Origin of the sequence: Jiangella endophytica, from assembly GCF_003427025.1 — a bacterium.
Taxonomy (GTDB): domain Bacteria; phylum Actinomycetota; class Actinomycetes; order Jiangellales; family Jiangellaceae; genus Jiangella; species Jiangella endophytica.
The window spans coordinates 270529-290488 of sequence record NZ_QVAI01000007.1; the positions used below are offsets into that span (position 1 = coordinate 270529).

Genomic DNA, 19960 nt, shown 5'->3' on the forward strand with positions numbered 1-19960 from the left:
TCACGGCGCCCTCCTCTCCCTGAGGTAGCGGTCGAACTCGGAGGTGTCGTCGAGATCGACGTAGCGGCGGCCCTGCGGGTCGGTGTCCTGGCCGGGCTCGCCCGCGGGAACGGCGGGGCCCGGGCGGGAGAACCCGGTCAGCTCGTCGTACACCGACACGTACGCCTCGGCCTGTGCGCGCCAGTCGAGCTCCGCGGCGACCCGGGCGCGGGCCTTCCGGCCCAGCTCCGCGCGCCGTCCGGGGTCGTCGATCAGCTTCTCGACGGCGTCGGCGAAGGCCGGGATGTCGCCGGACGGCACGTACAGCACGCTGTCCGCCCCGGACACCCGGGTCTCGGCCAGGTCGAACGCGACGGACGGCAGCCCGTAGGCCATGTACTCCATCGTCTTGTTCATCGTCGACACGTCGTTGAGCGGCGTCCCGAGATCCGGGCCGACGCCGATGTCCGCGCGGCTCAGGTACTCGGCGATCTGCCCGCGGTCGACCCGGCCGGTGAAGGTGACGTGGTCGTCCAGCCCGAGCGACCCGGACTGCGCCTTCAGGTCCTCGAGGCAGTCACCGAACCCGAGCAGGGTCGCGGTCACCTCCGTCCGGCCGCGCCGGTGCACCAACTCGTCGACGACGAGCAGCACCTGGTCGACGCCGTCCTGCGGGCCCATGATGCCGAGGTAGACGAGGACGACGCGGCCGGCCGGCCGCGGCCGCTCCGGGTAGACGGGCCGCATCGCCTGCGTGTCGGGCCCGCTGCGGACCACGGTGACGTGCTCCGGCCGTCGGTCGCCGCGGCGGATCGCGATCGCCCGGTAGGACTCGTTGGTCGAGATGACCCGGTGCGCGGCCCTAAACGTGCGGCGTTCCAGCCAGACCAGGGCGCGGTACTGCGCCTTCTGGCCACGGCCCTGTGGCTCACCGAACCGCGACAGGAACAGCTCGGGGTTGAGGTCGTGGTGGTCGAAGACGAACCGCACCCCGAACGGGCGCCACAGCAGCGCCAGCAACCAGTACGTGTCCGGCGGGTTGCACGCCTGGATGACGTGGAACCGGCCGGCCCGCCGGACCCGCAGCGACAGCCAGGCCGTCCGCAGCCAGCAGTAGGCGAACTCCCAGGCGAACCCGAGCAGTCCCTTCGCCTCGGGCGCGGGCCGGTACTTGTAGAGGTCGACGCCGTCGACGACCTCGTGGTCCGGGTCGCCCGGGCCCTTGGGGCAGATCACGCTGACGCGGTAGCCGCGCGCGAGCAGCGCCTGGCACTCCAGCCACACGCGCCGGTCCAGCGGGACCGGGAGGTTCTGCACGATGATGAGGATGTGCGGGTGACTGGTCATGTGTGCTCCATCGAGTTGACCAGGATGCCGACCCGGCCGGCCCGGGTGTGGCGGGGCAGATAGCCGGTCCGGCTGTGCCGCGGCAGGTAGTCGGGCCGGTCCCGGCCCGGCAGGTAACCGGCGATGTCGGTGATGACGGACGGCGCCAGCACGGCGGTCGCGCCCGCATAGGCCACCAGGATCGCGAGGCCGGTCAGGGCGACGCCGACGATCGGCGGCAGCCAGGCCGTCGCCGTCATGACGATCCAGCCCACGGCGGCGCCGACCGGAACCGCGGCGGCGAGGAAGCCGAACGGCCCGGCCAGCGTCCAGGGCCGGGTCCGCAGCAGCCGCGCGACCAGGAACCAGCGCGACGCCGTCGCGACTGCGGCCACCACGAGGAAGCCGGTCGCGACGCCGACGAGTCCCCACCGCACGGTGAGCGCCGTCGTCGCGACCGTGAGGATGTCGATGGCCAGCGCGTACCCGAACCAGCGGCCGGGGCGGCCGAGGCCGTAGAAGAGCCCGTGGTCGAGGGTGGCCCCGACCACCATGATCCCGGCGAGTGCGAGGATCTGGGCCACCGGGACGCTCTCCTCCCAGCCGTCGCCGAAGACCAGCGGCAGGATCAGCGGCGCGCCCACCGCGAGCAGGGTCAACGGCGGTGCCAGGACGGCGTAGGTCATCCGCAGCGCGCGCAGGTAGGCCTCGCGCAACCGGTCGGCGGAGTCGCGGATCTTCGCGAACGCGACCATCGTCACCGGGAGCAGCGCCGCGCCGGTGAGCTCCTGCACGATCTGCACCAGCCGCTGCGCGATGTTGAGGTAGCCGAGCGCGGCCATGCCGAGGCCGACGGAGACGATCGCGGTCTCGGCCCACTGGCGGCAGACGGCGACACACTCGACGCCGAGGACCTGGCCGCCGAACCGGGCCATGACGGCGAACTGGCGGCGCGAGAAGGTGAACGACGGCCACCAGCGCGCGGCCGTCCAGGCCAGCAGCGCCGTCAGCCCCTGGACCGTCAGCACCTGGCCGACCAGCGCCCAGACGCCCGAACCGGCGAGCACCATCGCGACGGCGACGACCTGCGCGACGACGGACGCGACGGTGCCCTGGATAGCCAGTGTCCGGAACCGCATCGCGCGCCGCAGGATCGCCGTCGGCACCGACCCCAGCGCGGTCGCCAGCACGGCCAGCGCCAGCACCTGCAGCACCGGTACGACCTCGCCGGAGTCGAAGGCCAGCCCGAACAGCGGCGCGGCCGCGACCACGGCGACGCCGAGCACCACCCCGGCGAGCGCGGAGAACCAGAAGGCCGTGCTCAGCAGCCGCCGACCGGCGTGGTCGACCTGGACGATGTAGGCGGCGAAGCCCAGGTCGGCCAGGAGGTAGAAGAACGGCAGCACCGTCGAGGCCGCGGCGACGACGCCGAAGTCCTCCGGGCTGAGGAAGCGGGTGAGCACGGCGATGGTCACCAGGCCGGAGAGCCGGACCGCCCACTTCTGGACGGTCAGCCAGAGCACCCCCGCGGCGGCCTGCCGGCCGACGGACGTGTCTGGCTCCTCGCTCGTCTTCAGCTGGTCGTCAATCATCGTCGACACCAGATCAGTGACCGGTCCGCGGCGTCACGATCCGTACACCTCGTGCTCGAGAAGGCGCAGCACATCGGACTGGGCCTTGGTCCAGCCGAACTGCCGCACCGACTCCGCGGCGGCCTTCGCGGCCACGTCGCGGTCCGCACGGGTGACGACGGCGCTCAGCGCGGCGGCGATGCCGTGCGGCGTCGGCGGCGCCCACGCGACGTGCTCGTTGACCAGGTCGGCCCGCGAGTGCACGGAGTCGTTGACGACGGGGACGGTGCCGGCCGCGAGCATCTCCTCGGCGACCAGCGAGATGTTGGTGAAGGACATCGCGAGGCCCGCGATGCTGGAGTTGTAGAGCTCGTTCAGCTCCGCAGGGGTGAGCCGCCCGTGCTGGACCGCCGGGAACGGCAGGTTCTTCACCACGGTCCCGTAGAAGTGGATGGGGACCTGCGGGTGCTGCTCGTGGAAGCGCTGCAGCGCCAGCCGGGCCAGCCAGTAGCCGCGCCGCGGCACCGTCGGCCGGGCGTACAGCACGACGCCGGTGCGCTCGCGGCCGTCGAGCAGCCGGTAGACCGACGTGTCGCAGCCGAACTCCGTCACGTCCGGGGCCAGCCCGAGCTCCGAGCGCAGCGCCTGCGCGACCATCTCGCCCAGCGCGATGTTGCGGAACCCGAACCGGTAGGTGTCCTCGGCCAGCGAGTACAGCGAGCCGCGCGGGTAGAAGTACGGCTCGAAGTCCTGGATGAAGTACAGCCGCCGCATGGGCGTCGACCCGCGGCGGGCCAGCACGTGCGCGGTGTCCCAGGACGACGCGACGCAGGCGTCGACGCCGGCGATGCCCGCCGACGCGTCGCGGACCTCGGCGCGGATGTGCGGCCACCAGTCGCGGATGACCCGTTCCTGCTCACGCAGGTCGCCCCCGTAGCGGTCATAGAGGAACAGCACGCACCGGTGGCCGGCCTTCTCGACCGCCTCGACCATGCGGAACAGGGTCGTGTGGCCACCGGAGCCGGCCCGCGGCGGCACGGTCACCCAGCCGACGGTCATGGGCTGCGACCGCGGCGGCCGCCACTGGGGCACGGCGAGGTCCAGCTGCGTGGAGTCGGCGATGTCGTCGTAGAGCAACGGTTCGTCCAGGCTCGCCGCGTCCAGCCGGTCATAGGCGACGCGGGTGAGCCGCTGCGCCAGGGCTCGCGGGCCGTCCTGACGCAGGATGCCGGCGGCCTTGGCGAGCTTCGCGCCCAGGTGGCGGGTCGCGTCGGCGGCGCTCATCGGCCTACCCCCTCAACCGGCTGGCTCACGACGTCGGTGTCGCGCTGCTTCCACTCCAGTGCGCCGGACGGCCGCCGGCCGGACAGCCGGCCCAGCTTGGCGGCCATGATCCGGCCCTCCATGCCGAGATCGCGCACCCACTGATGGCTCGACGCGGTCCGCAGCGCCTGTTCGTACACGTCGGCCAGCCGTCCGGCCATCGCGGCGAGGCCGAAGTTCCGCTCCGCGAACACGCGTGCCTCGGCCCCGAGCCGCTCGCGTTCCCCGGCGTCGGCGACCAGCGGCCGGAGGTTCCCGGTGAGCAGGCCGGCGCCGTCCGTGACCTCGTACGGCGACCAGAAGCTGTTACGGAAGATCGCCGCGACGCCGGGCTCGCGGAAGACCGCGCTCCAGCCGCGTTCGCCGAGGACCACCAGCGGCTTGCCGAACGCCAGCCCCCGCGCGGCCGAACTGCCCATGCCCAGCACGATGTCGGCGGCGTCGTAGGCGGGCCGCGGGTCGGCCAGCGGGCCGGCGAAGACGACCGCCGTCCGGCCCAGCCGGACGTTGACGACGTCGGCGAGCACCCGCAGCCGCGCCGCCGCGTCGCCCGTGCCGACGACGATCAGACACACCCGCGGGTCGCCGAGCCGTTCGACGGCGTGGATGGCGTCCTCGATGCCGTGCGCCTTCATCTCCTCCGAGATGCGGCTGACGATCACGAGCACGACGGCATCGGCGGCCAGCCCGAGGTCACGGCGGAAGGCGGCGCGGTCGGTGACGCCAGGTGCGTCGCGCGCCATGTCGACCGGCGGGCTGACCAACGTCACCCCACCGCGTCTGCCGGCCAGTTCATCGCGCAGGTACCCGGTGCCGATCACCAGCGGGATCGACGGATGGGTCCGCGGGTCGAACGACATCTCGTAGATCGTGCGGACCAGGGCCCGCCGGCCCAGGAACCCCGCGCCCCAGTAGGCGGCTCGCTCCGACGTGCTGAACGCGTGCACGAGCGACGCCCCGTAACCACGCGCCATCCGCGACAGCACCCGCCCGTGCGCGAACAACGGCGCGGGCCGCTCGTAGGCCCGCGCCGTCACCCCGTAGTCGGCACTCACGTCGAGCACCGAGGGGCCCGCCGGCAGGGTGTCCCTCGGACCGACGAGCAGGCTGTCGTACCCGTGCTCGGCCACCGCCGCGGACAACTGCACGGCGTTGATCTGCGCCCCGCCGAGCTCGAGGTTGTCGAGCTGGACGAGGACCCGGGGCCGTCGCGTGGTCATGGCCCGCCGAGCACCTTCACCAGGGCGGTGGCCACCTGCTCCTGCTGGTCGCCGGTGAGATGCGGGTAGAGCGGCAGCGACAGGATCTCGCCGGCCGCCTCCTCGGCCACGGGGCAACTGCCCGGCGGATACCCGTGCCCGGCGTACGCGGGCGTGAGGTGCCACGGGTCGGGGTAGTGCAGCGCGGCGCCCACCCCGGCGGCGTTGAGCTCGGCCAGCACCCGGTCGCGGTCCTCGACCCGCACCACGTACAGGTGCCAGACGTCGCTGTTGCCCGGCATCGGCCGCGGGAGCCGCAGGCCCCGGACACCGTCCAGCAGCGTCGCGTACCGGCCGGCGGCCTGCCGCCGCCGCTCGTTCCAGTCCTCCAGCCGGGCCAGCTTGGCCGCCAGCGTCACCGCGTGGATCGCGTCCAGCCGGGAGTTCATCCCGATCGCCTCGTGGCGGTACTTGACCGCGGAACCGTGGTTGGCCAGCAACCGGACCCTGGCGGCGAGGTCGGCGTCGTTCGTGGTGACCGCGCCGCCGTCGCCCGAGGCGCCCAGGTTCTTGCCCGGGTAGAACGACGTCGCGGCGATCGCGCCCAGCCCGCCCGCGGCCCGGCCGTGCCGGCGGGCGCCCTGGGACTGGGCGGCGTCCTCGACGATCGGGACGCCGGCCGCCGCGGCGATCGGCGTCAGGGCCTCGACCGGCGCCACCTGGCCGTACAGGTGGACGGGGACGATCGCGCGGGTCTTCTCGGTGATCGCCGCGGCGACGGCGTCCGGCGAGATCAGCAGGTGGTCCGGGTCGACGTCGACCGGCACCGGCCGCGCGCCGATGCGCGAGGCCGCCTCGGCGGTCGCGATGAACGTGTTCGCCGGCATGATCACCTCGTCGCCGGCGCCGACGCCGACCACCCGCAGCGCGAGCTCGATCGCGTCGGTCCCGTTGGCCACGCCCACGCAGTGCCCGACACCGACGTACTCGGCGTACGCGGCCTCGAAGGCCGCCACGTGCGGCCCGCCGACGAACCCGGCGCCGCGGAGCACGTCGAGGATCAGCGGCTCCACCTCGGCCGCGATCTCGGCCTGCTGAGCCCGCAGGTCCACCAGCGGAATGTTCGTCACTTCGGCTCCTCCCGCCGCGTCAGCGGCCGGGCCGGAACGCCGGCCCAGGTCGTCCTCGCCGGCTGGTCCTCGACCAGCGCGGCCCCCATCCCGAGGACGGCGTCGTCCCCCACCCGGCACCGCTCGCGCACCGAGGAGCGCATCCCCAGGTACGCGGCCGAGCCGACGATCACGCCGCCGCCGAGGGCGACCCCGGCGGCCAGCGTGGCGAAGTCCTCCACCACGTCGTCGTGGGTGAGGGTGACGTGCGGCATGCAGACCACGTGCCGGCCCACCGTGACGGCGGTCGTCAGCACGACGCCGGCCAGCAGGACGCTGCCGACGCCCACCACGCAGCCGGCCGGCACCGGCGTGGCCGGGTGGACGACGGTGGCGTACCGGTCGTCGCCGACGCCGAGCTTGGCCAGCCGGGCGGCGAGGTCGCGGCGGGCCGCGCCGCGACCCGCGCAGATCACCAGGTCGGCGTCGGGGTGCTCGGCGACGTCGTCCGGCGTGCCCAGCACGGGCACGCCGTCGACGGTGGTCCCCGCCTTGCCGAGGTCGTCGTCGAGAAGACCGGCGACCTCGTGACCGGGCGCGGCACCGGCGCGGACCGCCGAGAGCACCTCCCGAGCCAGGCCGCCGGCCGCGACGAGCACCAGTGCCTTGCTCACACAGGCCCTCGCAATGCGGCGATGACGCGTTCCTGGTCGCTCTCGGTGAGCTCGTGGAACAGCGGCAGGATCAGCGTGTGGTCGGTGAGCCGGTCGGTGATCGGCAGGCCGGACGTCGGTGTGAGCTCCTGGTAGGGCGCCTGACGGTGCGCGGCCATGATGCCGCGGCGCGCGGAGATGCCGGCGTCGGCCAGGTGGGCGAGCAGCGCCTCACGGCTCAGCGGGTACTCCGGCTCCACCTCGACCCAGTACGACTGGAAGTTGCCGGTCCCCCAGGCGGGGTCGGTGACCGGCCGCAGGCCGGGGATGTCGGCGAGCTGCTTGGCGTAGACGTCGGCCAGCGCGCGGCGGCGGGCCACGATCTCCGGCAGCCGGCCGAGCTGGACCAGGCCCATGGCGCCCTGCAGGTCGGTCATCCGGTAGTTGAAGCCGACCTCGCCGTACTCCTCGGCCGGTGCGAGGACGCTGGCATGCCGGTCCGCCGCCGAGACGCTCATCGCGTGCTCGCGCAGCCGCCGCGCCCGCGTCGCCCACTCCTCCCGGCCGGTGGTGATCATGCCGCCCTCGCCGGTCGTGATGATCTTGCGGGGGTGGAACGACCACGCCGAGATCGGCGCCGTCGCCCCGACCGGGCGCCCCTTGTACGTGGAGCCCGCGCCGCATGCGGCGTCCTCGACCACGACGATGCCCTTGGCGTCGCACAGCTCGCGGATCGGGTCCAGGTCCACCGGGACGCCGCCCTGGTCGACCACGACCACCGCGCGGGTCGACGGCGTCAGCGCGGCCTCGACGGTGTCGCGCGTGACGTTGCCCGTGGCGGGATCGACGTCGGCGAACACCGGCCGGGCGCCGACGTACACGGCCGCGTTGGCCGTCGCGATGAACGAGAAGGACGGCACGACGACGTCGTCGCCGGCGCCCACCCCGCCCACGGCGAGCGCCAGGTGCAGCGCGGTCGTGCACGACGACGTCGCCACCGCGTACGGCGCCTGCATGGCCGCCTCGAACGCCCGCTCGAACGCGGCGACGCGCGGCCCCTGCGCGACCCAGCCGGACCGGATCGCCTCGGCGACCGCGGTCACCTCCTCGTCGCCCAGCCACGGGCGCATCACGTTGACGCGGGTCATCGCGCTCCTGCCAGGGACCGGCCGGCGGCGATCTCGTCGCGCAGCGGCCGCCACCACCGCACCAGCTGCCGCAGCCCGTCCTCCAACCCGATGGTGGCCTCGAAGCCGAGATCGCGGCGGGCCGCCGACGTGTCGGCGAGCCGGCGCGTCACGCCGTTGACCGCGCGCTCCGGGCCGTGCTCGACCCCCAGGTCGGAGTCCATCGCCGTCAGCAGCGCGGTGGCGAGGTCCAGCAGCGAGGTCTCCGTGCCGCTGGCGATGTTGTAGACGCCCTCGGTGATGTCGCTCGCGGCGGCCAGGACGTTCGCGCGTGCGATGTCGGGCACGCAGACGAAGTCCATCGTCTGCGCACCGTCGCCGAAGATCAGCGGCGGCCTGCCGTCGGCGATCCGCTCCATCCAGCGCACCAGCACCTCGGTGTACAGGCCGTGCACGTCCATGCGCGGGCCGTAGACGTTGAAGTAGCGCAGGATGACGTGGTCGAGGCCGTACATCGCCCGGAAGCTGCGCAGCATGCCCTCGTTGAACGACTTCGCCGCGCCGTAGAAGGTGTCGTTGTTGTGGTGGTGGTGCCGCTCGCCGGTCGGGAACTCCTCGGCCAGCCCGTACACCGACGCGCTGGACGCCGCGACCACCTTGTCGACGCCGTGCTCGGCGGCCGCCTCCAGGACGGTGAAGGTGCCGTCGACCAGCACCTCCAGCGCCAGCCGCGGCTCCTCGGCGCACTGGGTGATCCGGATGGCCGCCTGGTGGAAGACCACGTCCTTGCCGCGGGTGAGGTCATGGACGACGTCGCGGTCGCGCAGGTCGCCCTCGACCAGCGTCGCGCGGCCGCTCGCCAGGGCCCCGGTGAGGTTCTCGCGCCGCCCCCGGACCAGGTTGTCCAGCACGTCCACGTGCGCGACACCGGCGTCGAGCAGCTGGTCGACCAGCGTGGAGCCGATCGTGCCGGCACCCCCGGTGACGAGAACGCGGGCGCCTTCGAGCTGGGTCATGCGAGAACCTCCGTGTGGGTACCGGCCGCTGCCGTGCTGGTGAACATGCCGCCGGCGGCCAGGCTCGCCGACGCCGCCTCGAGCACGTCCAGCACGCGCAGCCCCGCGGCGCCGTCGGTGCGCGGCGCCCGGCCCGCCCGGATGCTGGCGGCGAACTCGCCGACCATGAGGCCGAGCGCCTCCGTCTCGGGCAGAGCCGGCGACCACGTGTCGCCGAGGCGGTAGGAGATGGTCGCGGCGGCACGGTCCAGGCCGGTGGCCCGGGTCTGGCCGAGGTCGACACCGCGGTCGTAGACGCTGAGCCGCTGCTGCGGGTTGAGGTCGTCCCAGACCAGCGTGCGCCGGCTGCCGCCGATGACCATCTGCCGGATCTTGGTCGGGCTCAGCCAGTTCACGTGCACGTGCGCCATGCCGCCGTTCGCCAGCGGCATCGACAGGTACGCCAGGCAGGCCTTGCCGGCGCCGAGCGGGTCGGCACCGTGCGCGGACACCCCGACCGGCCGCAGCCCGCCGGGCAGGACCGCGTCGAGGATGGACAGGTCGTGCGGTGCGAGGTCCCACAACACGTCGACGTCGGGCTGCACGAGCCCGAGGTTGATCCGGATCGAGTCGACGAACAGGACCTCGCCCAGCGCACCCTCGGCCACCAGCTCGGCGATCTTCAGCACGGCCGGCGTATAGCAATAGGTGTGGTCGGTCATGAGCACGCGGCCGGTGCGCGCCGCCAGCTCGACCATCTCGCCGGCCCGCTCGCCGGTGTCGGCCAGCGGCTTCTCGACCACGACGTGCTTGCCCGCCCGCAGCGCCGCCATGGCGATCGGGTGGTGGGTCCGGGCCGGCGTGGCGACGGCGACCGCGTCGACGTCGTCGCGGGCCAGCAGCCGGTCGAGCGACGTCTCGACGTCGGCGCTGCCCGAGGCGCGCGCCACCTTCGCCGCACGCGCCTCGTCCAGGTCGCACACCGCCACCAGATTCCAGTCCGGCGCCGTCGCGAAGTTGCGGGCCAGATTCGGCCCCCAGTAGCCGGCCCCGATCACCGCGGCGTTCAGCGGCGCGCTGACGTCATCACTCATCTCGAGCGTTCCCCCCTGAAGTGCTGTCTCTCACGAACCCGATCGGTAGATCACGTCGACCCAGTAGTTGTGCGCCGCCGTCCCCGACGGGAAGCCCGTGCCGTAGACGTAGGCGCCGCCGTTCGCCGGCACCGTCAGTGGCCCCCGGGTGATCGAGGTGGCCAGGCCGCTCGAGCTCACGGCGTACCGTCCGACCGACGTGTAGTACGACGCCGTGTAGGTCTGGCCGGCGGTCACCGGGACCGGGGTGGCGAACTGCACCGTCTGCCAGCCGGACGCCGTCTCGCCCGTGAACGTCGCCTCGCCCAGCTTCTGACCGGAGGACGACCACAGGTACCCGGTGTGCGTGCCGGTGTTCTGCGGGCCCTTGTAGAACCGGATCCCGGTGATGACGCCGTTGGCCGCCGGAGTCACCCGGACGCCGACCTGGACGGCATCGGGGTCGTTCCAGTTCGCACTGGCCGGTGTGTCCGTGGCGCTCCAGATGCTGCACGGGCAGCCGTCCGCCCCCGGCGGGGCCGCAGCCGTGGTGAACTTCCACGTACCGTCGCGGACGGCGGTGCCGCCGACGGAGATCACCGCCGTCAGTTCGGTCTGGTACGGCAGCGCCGCGCTCGGCGTGAAGGTCACCGTGCGGGTTCCGGACGCGTAGGAGCTCTGGCCGGCGATCGCGCCGCCGGGGCCGCTGAGCGCCATGGTGGGCGACCCGGTGATGGACGCGTCCAGCACGCCGCGCACCGTCGTCGTCACCGCAACGGCCGTAGCGCCGTCCGCCGGGGTCTTGCCGGTCACCATCATGGCCGACGGCATGAACACGACGTCGACGTAGTAGTTCGTGCGGTCGTAGGAGAACTGCGGGAAGCCGCCGTCGTAGCGGTACCGGCCGTTGTCGGTGGCCGGGGCAGTCAGCGGCCCCTGCGTGCGCGGGTTGACGAAGAACCCGCCATCGGCGGCGTACCGTCCTCGCGGCGCGAAGTACGACACGATGTACGTGGTGCCCGCCTGCACGTTCACCGGCTGGGCGAACGTCGCCGTCTGCCAGCCGACCGCGGTCTCGTTCGTGAAGGTCACCTGGGCGATCCGCTCGCCGGCGGAGTTCCAGAGCGATCCGGTGTGCGTTCCGGTGTTGCCCTGACCCTTGTAGAACCTGACCGCGGTCACCTGACCGTCACGCGACGGCGTGAACGCCGTGCCCAGCTCGACCGGCGCGCTGTCCGGCGCGCTGGGTGTGGTGGGCACCGCGCTGCCGAACAGGGTGCACGGGCAACTGCCGTCCGCGGCCGCGGTCGTGAACGTCCACGTCGCGGCCGGGACGGTGGCGCCCTCGACGGTGCGCGCCCCGCTGTGCCGCGCGGTGTAGGTCGTCCCCGCCACCAGGGCCGACGTCGGATCGAAGGTCACCGTGAGCCCGTCGGCCGAGCGCGTGGTGGTGCCGGCGACGGCGCTCCCGCCGGCGGGAGTGACCGTCAGCGTGCCCGTGGTGTCCAGCGGCGCGGTATACGTCACCCCGACATTGGTGTCCGTCGGCACGCCCACCGAGGCGTTGGCCGGCACCTGTTGCGTCACCGTCGGCACCGTCGGCACCGCTTCGAACACGACGTCGACCATGTAGTTGCTGGTCCACGACTCCTTCGGGAAGCCGGTGGTGTAGGTGTAGGCGCCCGCTCTCACGGGTGCCGACAGCGGCGGGCGGTTCACCCCCTGCGACGTGAAGGCGTTGAGCGTGGCGGAGTAGCGGCCGTTCGGCGCGCGATAGGCCACGGTGTACTGGGCGTCCTTGACGATCGGGATCGGCTGGGCGAACGTCGCCTCCTGCCACCCGCTGCCCGACTCGTTCGTGAACGTCACCGAGCCGAGCTGCGCGCCGTCCGGGCCCCAGAGTGAACCGACGTGCGTCCCGGTGTTGTTCGGGCCCTTGTAGAACCGCACCCCGGTGACGACACCGTCGCGGGTCGACGAGAACCGCACCCCCAGTGTCACGGGGTCGGGGTCGTTGATCTCGAGGACTCCGGGCACGTCGACCTCGTCGAACAGCGTGCACGGGCAGGCGCCCGGCGCAGACGGCGGCCGCGCCGTGCGGAACGACCAGGTGCCGCCCTCGGCCACCGCCTCGTTCGCCGTCACCGTCACCGTGTAGTTGACGAAGCCCTGAAGGTCCGCCGTCGGGTCGAAGCTGACCGTCCGGGTGGCCGCGTTGTAGGACGTGCTGCCCGCGACGCGGTTGCCCAGGGAGTCCTCGACCCGGACCGCCACCGAGGACGCGGTGACGTTCTTCGAGAACGCCGCCGTGATGGTGGCGTTCTGCGGCACGCTGTTGGCACCGGCCAGCGGCGACTGGTTGAACACCGTCAGCGGCGAGTTGTCGACCAGCGCGAACTCGACGTCGACGAAGTAGTTCGTGTTGTTCCAGCTCTCCTGCGGGAACGTGCCCGGCACACCGAAGACGCCTCCGGGAGCGGCGCCGAAGCCACCGGCGACCCGCAGCGGGGCGGCCTCCAGGCTCCGCGACGAGAACGCGTACGGCGCGCTCGCGTAGCGACCGGCCGGCGCGAGGTACGACACGACGTACGTCTGGCCTGCGGTCACCGCCACCGGCCGGGGGAACCGCGCGATCTGCCACCCACTGGCGCTCTCGTTGGTGAACGTCACGCTGCCCATGGACGCTCCGGTCGAGCTCCACAGCGTGCCGACGTGCGTGCCGGTGTTGCCCTGGCCCTTGTAGAACCGCACGCCGGTGACGTAACCGTCGGTGGTCGGTGTGAACCGCAGCCCCAGTTCCACCGCCGAGCCGTCGTCGGTGCTCGGGATGGGCGGTGTCGTCGTGCCGAAGATCGAGCACGGGCAACCGACCTGGACGGCGCGGGTCGTGGCGGCACCGATGTTGGCGCTGTCGTCGATGGCGCGCGCCCGTAGGTCGCCCGCGCCGGCACCGTGCTGCAGGTAGCTGTACGACCAACTCGTCGTTCCGTTGGCCGGGTGCCACGTCGCGCCGCCGTCGGTCGACACCTCGACGCCGGCCACGACACCGCCGACGTCGGCCGCCGTGCCGCTGACCGTCACCGTGCTGCCGTTGCCCAGCTGGGCGCCGGCCGCGGGCGCGGTGATGGTGGCGGTCGGTGCCGTGGTGTCGGTGGACTTGGTGGCCGCGGTCAGCGTCGGGTCGAGCGTGACCGGCTGGGCGTTCATGTCGGCCAGCAGGTTCACCGTCGCCTGCCGCATCCGCCGGTCCGCCGGCGGGCCGTTGCCGTCGTGGACGGCGTCCAGGCCCCAGGTCCACTGCACCGAGCCGGCCGAGAACACCAGCGCACCGCTGGACGCCTTGTACAGCGTGATGTGGTGCGTGGTGGTGCCGGGGGCGACGCGGTTGCCGAAGTCCTGCAGGTACTCCGTGACAGGCCCGACGGTGGTCGACATGCGGATGAGGCCGGGCGGCCGGAACCCGTTGTCGAGGTCCTCGTTCGACTCGTAGCCGACCGTGCTGGGCGCCAGCTCCGCCTTGGATCCCGATGGGAGCGTGTTGAGCCCGGTGTTGCGCCACATGCGCAACTTGCCCTCGGCCGAGGACACCGTGACCGGGAGGTCGGAGTAGTTGACCATGTACGCCGTGCCGGTGACGGCGTTCTCCGGGACGCCGGCCCCGGCCGACTGCGGCGCGAATCGCGGGTCACGCCAGGTGCCGGTCCACTCCGAGGCCGGGTCGATCTTGGCGTTGCCCCAGGTCTCCTTGTACGACACCAGGGTCCGGTAGTTCGTGGCCGGCCCGGCGATCGACGGCTCCCAGCGGGTCCGCCAGTACATCTCGTTGCCGCTGAGGAACGCCAGGTTGACCCCCGCGTTGCGGGCCGCCTCGACATTCGTCCGCTGCCGGCCGGACCAGTACTCGTCGTGGCCGACGGACAGGAAGGTGTCGTGGTTGGTCAGCAGGTTGCCGCGCCGGTCGGTGTCGACGCCGGCGATGTAGCTGACGTCGTAGCCGTTCTGCTCGAGGAACCTGACCATCGGGTACTCGGCGCCGAAGTAGAAGTCGCGCTTCTCGACGCCGGCGCGGGTGGCGAAGGGCCGGTTGTAGCTGATCTTGTACGCGCGGCCGTTGGCGGCGCCGCGGTAGAAGTCGGACCCGCCGTAGGCGTTGTACGCGTGCCAGGTGGTGTCGGAGGTCTGGAAGACGATGTCCGACGTGCTGGCGTCGTTGCGCACGATGAACGTGATGTGGCTCGTGTCGCGGTTGTCCGTGCGGGTCAGCTTGGCGATGTAGACGCCCGACACCGCGTTCGACGGCACGTTCCACGACGCCGAGACCGCCCAGTTGCCGCAGTCGTAGAGCTCGGTCGTCACGTCGCTCATGCACTGAGGCTGGTTCTGCGGCAGCGTGGCGGACGGCGTCACACTCGCGATCTTGCGGGCGCCGTCGCCGCCGTAATAGCCGGTGCGATAGATGTCGATCGTGTACGCCCGCGCATTGGTGTCGATCTTGAAGTCGATCCGATTGCCCACGTTGACACTGATGTCGGTGGCGAATCCCTGGATGCTCTCGTCACCGGCACCGTCGATTTCCCATTCATCGGGATCGGCGCCCGGTTTCGAGTTCTCGCAGACGATCGGATTGCTGCCGGCGCCACACGGATCGACGGCGGCATTCGCCGCCACGGGTACCAGAGCAGTGGCCGCGAGCGCGACCAGAGACAGCCATACAACGGTCCATCGGGAAATGGACGCAGAACGGTGCACCCGCATTTCTCGGCCCCCCCGGGCGAATCACCAACGCGAGACGTAGCCCCCCACGTCACGCGAATCGGAACGAGCATAGCCGCGATGGGACATTCCCGCATCCCTCGGCGGCGATCTTGCTCTCCGGCCCCCTGCTCGGGGCCCGGCGTCAGCTGGCCGAGGTGATCATTCCGGCGCCCACGGTGCGGTTCGTGGCCTCGTCGATGAGGATGAACCCGCCGGTCTGCCGGTTGCGGCGGTACTCGTCGGCGAGCAGCGGCACGGTGGTGCGCAGCCGCACCCGGCCGATGTCGTTGAGCCCGAGCTGCGTGGCGCTGTCGTCGCGGTGCAGCGAGTTGACGTCGAGGCGGTACTGCAGCTCCTTGACCAACGCCCGCGCCGAACGCGTCGTGTGCTTGATCGCCAGCTTCTGGCCCGGCGCCAGCGGCGTCTCGGCCATCCAGCAGACCATCGCGTCGATGTCCTGGGCGACCGCCGGCCGGTTGTGCGGCCGGCAGATCATGTCGCCGCGGGAGATGTCGAGCTCGTCCTCGAGCCGGACGGTCACCGCCATCGGCGCGAACGCCTCGCCGACCGGGCCGTCGGCGGTGTCGATGCCGGCGATGCGGGTGGTGAACCCGCTCGGCAGCACCATGACCTCGTCGCCGGCCTTCAGGACGCCGCCGGCCACCTGGCCGGCGTAGGCGCGGTAGTCGGTGCGCTGCAGCGACTGCGGCCGGATGACGTACTGCACCGGGAACCGGACGTCGACGAGGTTGCGGTCGCTGGCGATGTGCACGTGCTCGAGGTGGTGCAGCAGCGACGGCCCCTCGTACCACGGCATGTTCGGCGATCGGCTGACGATGTTGTCGCCGTGCAGCGCGGAGATCGGGACGACGGTGAGATCGGGGACGTCGAGCTTGGTGGCGAACGAGGAGAACTCGCGCTCGATGTCCTCGAACACCTCCTGCGACCAGTCGACGAGATCCATCTTGTTCACCGCGAGCACGAGGTGCGGCACCCGCAGCAGCGACACCAGGAACGCGTGCCGGCGGCTCTGCTCGACCATCCCCTTGCGGGCGTCGACCAGCACGATCGCGAGGTCGGCCGTCGAGGCGCCGGTGACCATGTTGCGGGTGTACTGGATGTGCCCCGGGGTGTCGGCGATGATGAACTTGCGCCGCGGCGTGGCGAAGTAGCGGTAGGCCACGTCGATGGTGATGCCCTGCTCGCGCTCGGCGCGCAGGCCGTCGGTCAGCAGCGACAGGTCGGTGTACTCGTCGCCGCGTTGCTGGCTGGTGCGCTCGACGCTTTCGAGCTGGTCGGTGAAGATCGCCTTCGAGTCGAACAGCAGCCGCCCGATCAGCGTGCTCTTGCCGTCGTCGACGGAGCCGGCGGTGGCGAACCTGAGCAGATCCATCTCAGAAGTAGCCTTCCTTCTTCCGGTCCTCCATCGCGGCCTCGCTGACGCGGTCGTCGCCCCGGGTGGCGCCGCGCTCGGTGAGCCGGGTGGCGGCGATCTCCTCGATCACCTTCTCGACGGTGTCGGCGTCGGAGCGCACCGCCGCGGTCAGCGACGCGTCGCCGACGGTGCGGTAGCGGACCGTCGTCACGAACGTCGTCTCGCCCTCACGCGGCCGGCAGAACTCGTTGTTCGCGAACAGCATGCCGTCGCGCTCGAACACCTCGCGCTCGTGCGCGTAGTAGATCGACGGGACGGCGATCTCCTCGCGCTGGATGTAGTGCCAGACGTCGAGCTCGGTCCAGTTCGACAGCGGGAAGACCCGGATGCTCTCGCCCAGGTGGATGCGGCCGTTGTACAGGTTCCACAGCTCCGGGCGCTGGTTCTTCGGGTCCCACTGGCCGAAGTCGTCGCGGAAGGAGAACACCCGCTCCTTGGCCCGCGCCTTCTCCTCGTCGCGGCGGGCGCCGCCGAACAGCGCGGTGAAGCGGTGCTTCTCGACCGCCTCGAGCAGCACCGGCGTCTGGATGCGGTTGCGCGACCCGTTCGGCTCCTCGGCCACCAGCCCGCGCTCGATGGCGTCCGGCACCGACGCGACGACGAGGTTGACCCCCAGCTCGGCGACCCGGCGGTCGCGGAACTCCAGCACCTCGGGGAAGTTGTGCCCGGTGTCGACGTGCATGACGGGGAACGGCATGGGCGCCGGCCAGAACGCCTTCTCGGCCAGCCGCAGCATGACGATGGAGTCCTTGCCGCCGGAGAACAGCAGCACCGGACGCTCCAGCTCGGCCGCCACCTCGCGGAAGATGTGCACCGCTTCAGCCTCGAGGTAGTCGAGCTGCGAGAGCTGGTACTCGTGGATGGTCATGCTGACCTCGCGGGTTCGGCGACGGCCGTCAGGAGCGCGTCGGCGAGCTCCGGGCGGGCGACGAGCAGGTCGGGCAGGTACGGGTCGGCCTGGTTGTACCGCAGCGGCGAGCCGTCGAGCCGGCTGGCGTGCAGCCCGGCGGCGCGGGCGACGGCCACCGGCGCGGCGGAGTCCCACTCGTACTGGCCGCCGGCGTGGACGTAGGCGTCGGCCTCGCCCCGCACGACCGCGCCGACCTTGAACCCGGCCGAGCCGATCGGGACCAGCTCGGCGCCGAGGGCGTCGGCGGCGCGCAGCGCGGCGGCCGGCGGACGGCTGCGGCTGACGGCGATCCGCGGCGCCGCGCCGGGAGCGGCGGCAGGGACGACGGCGGCGGGGTCGCTGGCCAGCGTGGTGTCGATGCCTGGCAGCGCGACGGCGCCGGCGGCCAGCTCGCCGTCGACCCAGAGCGCTACGTGCACCGCCCAGTCGTCACGGCCGTCGCCGAACTCGCGGGTGCCGTCGAGCGGGTCGATGATCCAGACTCGCGGCGCGGCCAGCCGGTCGGCGGTGTCGGGCGCCTCCTCGCTGAGGACGGCGTCGCCGGGACGGTGCTCGGCCAGCGCGGCGGCCAGGAATCGCTGGGCTGCGCGATCGCCCGCATCGCGCAGGGCCTGAGTACCCGTGGCCGGATCGTGGTCGCGGCGCAGCGCGAGCAGCAGCACGCCCGCCTCGGTGGCGAGGCGGGCGGCCAGGTTCGCGTCAGTGGATGCCACGGAACTCCTCGAAGCCGGTCTCGAACGCCCCAGCCTAGGGCGAACCGGCTCCGGCACACGCGCTCGCCCATTATCCGAGACGTTGCGTCCAGCATCCGGTCAGGCCACCAGCGCGCACTCACCGAAGGTCAGGCAGCCGCAGCCGGCACACGCACTGAACACCTCCCGACGCCGCTCCAGCGCCGCGATGCGCTCGTCGATCGCCCTGCCCCAGCACTGCGCCGCGCGGGCCCAGAACTCCGGCGTCGGCGCCGCACCCTCGGGCAGGAATCCCAGTACGCCGCCGATCTCGGCCAGCGGGATGCCGACCTGCTGCGATGCCCGGATGAACGCCACCTGCCGCAGCATCGCCTCGGCGTAGCGCCGCTGGTTGCCGGTCGTGCGACGGCTGCGGAGCAGGCCGTGCCGCTCGTAGTAGCGCAGCGTGGAGGCCGGCACGCCGCTGCGTTCGGCCAGTTCGCCGATGGTCAGCTCGATCGGGGCGCGCGACATGCCGTCCACCGTAGCTTGACCTGAACCATGGTTGAAGTCTGAGCCTGAGGGCATGGACACCACGAACGACACCACCCTCGTCATCGGCGCCACCGGCAACGTCGGCCGCCACGTCGTCCGCACGCTCGCCGGCCGCGGCCACCCGGTCCGGGCGCTCGCCCGCGATCCCGAGCGTGCCCGCGCGAGCCTGCCCTCCAGCGTCGACGTCGTCGCCGGCGACCTCACCCGCCCGGAGACCCTCACCAAAGCGCTGGACGGCGTCGGTCCCGTCTTCCTGCTCTGGCCGTTCTTCTCCGCCGAGCACGCGCCGGCAGTCGCGACCGTCCTCGCCGCCCGCCCCCGCCACGTCGTCTACCTGTCCGCCGCGAACGTCCGCGACGACCGGGAGCCGAGCGTCAACGGCGTGTGGGGCGAAGTCGAGCACGCGCTGCGGACCGCCGGCGTCGGATGGACCATGCTCCGGGCCGGTGGGTTCGCGACCAACACGCTGGAATGGGCCGACCTCGCGCACACCGGCGTGGTGCGCGGCCCGTACGGCGCCGCCGCGCGGTCGCTGGTCCACGAGCGCGACCTCGCGGACGTCGCCGTCCAGGCGCTCACCGACCCGGCCGGGCACGCCGGCGCGGCGCACGTGCTCACCGGACCGGACTCCGTCACCATGGCCGAGCAGGCGCGGCTCATCGGTGAGGCGATCGGCCACCCGGTCCGCTGGGTGGACCAGCCGGTCGACGAGGCCCGCGACGACCTGGCGGCGCGGTTGGGCGATCGCGCGTTCGCGGAGAACGCGATCGCGTACTGGGCCACGCTGGCCGAACACCCGGAGCCGGTGACGGACACCGTCGAGCGGCTCACCGGCCGCCCGGCCCGGTCCTACCGGGACTGGGCCGTCGACCACGCCGCCGACTTCCTGCCCGCGGCCCGCGTCCGGAGGGTCGCCGACGAGTACGTCACGCTGATGCGGGCCGGCCGGCTGGACGAGGTCGCGGCGCTGCTGGCGCCGAACGTCGTGCGGGTCGCGCCGATGGAGACCGGCGGCGACCCGGTCGAGCGGCGCGGCACGGCGGAGATCGTCGAGAACGCCGACCGGCTGCTCGCCGACATCGAGCTCCACGCCGTCACCGTCGACGGGCCGTTCCCGGCCGACGGCCGGTTCGCCGCCCGGTTCCGGTTCGACCAGACGCACACCCCGACCGGCACCCGGTCCAGCACCACGAAGCTGTCGCTCTACACCGTCGCCGACGGGCTGATCGTCCGCGAGGAGGTCTTCTACTACGACGCTCCGCAGGCGTCGACCGGCTGA

General features: G+C 72.4%; 15 protein-coding genes and 1 pseudogene. 2 read left to right on the forward strand and 14 right to left on the reverse strand.

From position 1 onward, the window contains the following. The 14 genes from DZA62_RS16965 to soxR all read right to left on the reverse strand — a co-directional run bounded on the left by DZA62_RS16965 (position 1) and on the right by soxR (position 18660). The gene (locus tag DZA62_RS16965) at positions 1-1326 is read right to left on the reverse strand and encodes a glycosyltransferase family 4 protein (protein WP_116950087.1); all 1326 of its coding nucleotides are present in this window, start codon (positions 1324-1326) and stop codon (positions 1-3) included. Next, positions 1323-2897, reverse strand: coding sequence for a lipopolysaccharide biosynthesis protein (locus DZA62_RS16970; RefSeq protein ID WP_116950088.1), 1575 nt, complete (start codon positions 2895-2897; stop codon positions 1323-1325). Before DZA62_RS16970 ends, DZA62_RS16965 begins: the two co-directional genes overlap by 4 nt. 33 nt (positions 2898-2930) lie before the next feature. Next, on the reverse strand, positions 2931-4160 hold the full coding sequence (locus DZA62_RS16975; protein WP_116950089.1) for a rhamnosyltransferase WsaF family glycosyltransferase: 1230 nt from the start codon (positions 4158-4160) through the stop codon (positions 2931-2933). After that, complete coding sequence (locus DZA62_RS16980; protein ID WP_116950090.1) at positions 4157-5419, reverse strand: glycosyltransferase family protein; 1263 nt, start codon at positions 5417-5419, stop codon at positions 4157-4159. The genes DZA62_RS16975 and DZA62_RS16980 overlap by 4 nt, the downstream gene beginning before the upstream one ends. Next, positions 5416-6528, reverse strand: a complete 1113-nt coding sequence (locus tag DZA62_RS16985) for a DegT/DnrJ/EryC1/StrS family aminotransferase (protein WP_116950091.1) — start codon at positions 6526-6528, stop codon at positions 5416-5418. The genes DZA62_RS16980 and DZA62_RS16985 overlap by 4 nt, the downstream gene beginning before the upstream one ends. Then, positions 6525-7181: an LbetaH domain-containing protein gene (locus DZA62_RS16990; RefSeq protein ID WP_116950092.1), complete on the reverse strand. Its 657-nt coding sequence runs from the start codon at positions 7179-7181 to the stop codon at positions 6525-6527. Before DZA62_RS16990 ends, DZA62_RS16985 begins: the two co-directional genes overlap by 4 nt. Continuing rightward, a complete protein-coding gene (locus tag DZA62_RS16995; RefSeq protein WP_116950093.1) occupies positions 7178-8308 on the reverse strand; it encodes a DegT/DnrJ/EryC1/StrS family aminotransferase in 1131 nt (376 codons plus the stop codon). The genes DZA62_RS16990 and DZA62_RS16995 overlap by 4 nt, the downstream gene beginning before the upstream one ends. Next, a complete protein-coding gene (locus DZA62_RS17000) occupies positions 8305-9303 on the reverse strand; it encodes an NAD-dependent epimerase/dehydratase family protein (RefSeq protein ID WP_116950094.1) in 999 nt (332 codons plus the stop codon). The genes DZA62_RS16995 and DZA62_RS17000 overlap by 4 nt, the downstream gene beginning before the upstream one ends. Continuing rightward, a complete protein-coding gene (locus tag DZA62_RS17005; protein WP_116950095.1) occupies positions 9300-10376 on the reverse strand; it encodes a Gfo/Idh/MocA family protein in 1077 nt (358 codons plus the stop codon). Before DZA62_RS17005 ends, DZA62_RS17000 begins: the two co-directional genes overlap by 4 nt. A gap of 30 nt (positions 10377-10406) precedes the next feature. Continuing rightward, positions 10407-14870, reverse strand: coding sequence for a DUF4082 domain-containing protein (locus DZA62_RS17010; protein ID WP_198663865.1), 4464 nt, complete (start codon positions 14868-14870; stop codon positions 10407-10409). A 382-nt stretch (positions 14871-15252) separates the two neighbouring features. Beyond that, complete coding sequence (cysN, locus tag DZA62_RS17015) at positions 15253-16503, reverse strand: sulfate adenylyltransferase subunit CysN (protein ID WP_116950097.1); 1251 nt, start codon at positions 16501-16503, stop codon at positions 15253-15255. A gap of 1 nt (position 16504) precedes the next feature. Then, positions 16505-17413, reverse strand: coding sequence for a sulfate adenylyltransferase subunit CysD (cysD, locus tag DZA62_RS17020; protein ID WP_116950098.1), 909 nt, complete (start codon positions 17411-17413; stop codon positions 16505-16507). Beyond that, positions 17410-18168 (reverse strand): 3'(2'),5'-bisphosphate nucleotidase CysQ, encoded by a 759-nt coding sequence (locus DZA62_RS17025; RefSeq protein ID WP_116950099.1) that lies wholly within the window; start codon positions 18166-18168, stop codon positions 17410-17412. Before DZA62_RS17025 ends, cysD begins: the two co-directional genes overlap by 4 nt. Positions 18169-18267: 99 nt before the next feature. Then, the gene (gene soxR, locus DZA62_RS17030; RefSeq protein WP_116950140.1) at positions 18268-18660 is read right to left on the reverse strand and encodes a redox-sensitive transcriptional activator SoxR; all 393 of its coding nucleotides are present in this window, start codon (positions 18658-18660) and stop codon (positions 18268-18270) included. 52 nt (positions 18661-18712) lie between these two features. On the opposite strand from soxR, the pseudogene DZA62_RS17035 reads away from it, so the two are divergent. Next, positions 18713-19567: pseudogene (locus DZA62_RS17035) on the forward strand (NmrA family NAD(P)-binding protein); the annotation flags it as partial. Continuing rightward, positions 19568-19960: a nuclear transport factor 2 family protein gene (locus tag DZA62_RS37610; protein WP_408618995.1), complete on the forward strand. Its 393-nt coding sequence runs from the start codon at positions 19568-19570 to the stop codon at positions 19958-19960. It begins immediately after the preceding pseudogene.

Bases quoted from the DNA above. Each gene is read 5' to 3' on its own strand.
- DZA62_RS16965 (WP_116950087.1), bottom strand. From the start codon at position 1,326: ATGACCAGTCACCCGCACATCCTCATCATCGTGCAGAACCTCCCGGTC.
- DZA62_RS16970 (WP_116950088.1), bottom strand. From the start codon at position 2,897: ATGATTGACGACCAGCTGAAGACGAGCGAGGAGCCAGACACGTCCGTC.
- DZA62_RS16975 (WP_116950089.1), bottom strand. From the start codon at position 4,160: ATGAGCGCCGCCGACGCGACCCGCCACCTGGGCGCGAAGCTCGCCAAG.
- DZA62_RS16980 (WP_116950090.1), bottom strand. From the start codon at position 5,419: ATGACCACGCGACGGCCCCGGGTCCTCGTCCAGCTCGACAACCTCGAG.
- DZA62_RS16995 (WP_116950093.1), bottom strand. From the start codon at position 8,308: ATGACCCGCGTCAACGTGATGCGCCCGTGGCTGGGCGACGAGGAGGTG.
- DZA62_RS17000 (WP_116950094.1), bottom strand. From the start codon at position 9,303: ATGACCCAGCTCGAAGGCGCCCGCGTTCTCGTCACCGGGGGTGCCGGC.
- DZA62_RS17005 (WP_116950095.1), bottom strand. From the start codon at position 10,376: ATGAGTGATGACGTCAGCGCGCCGCTGAACGCCGCGGTGATCGGGGCC.
- cysN (WP_116950097.1), bottom strand. From the start codon at position 16,503: ATGGATCTGCTCAGGTTCGCCACCGCCGGCTCCGTCGACGACGGCAAG.
- cysD (WP_116950098.1), bottom strand. From the start codon at position 17,413: ATGACCATCCACGAGTACCAGCTCTCGCAGCTCGACTACCTCGAGGCT.
- soxR (WP_116950140.1), bottom strand. From the start codon at position 18,660: ATGTCGCGCGCCCCGATCGAGCTGACCATCGGCGAACTGGCCGAACGC.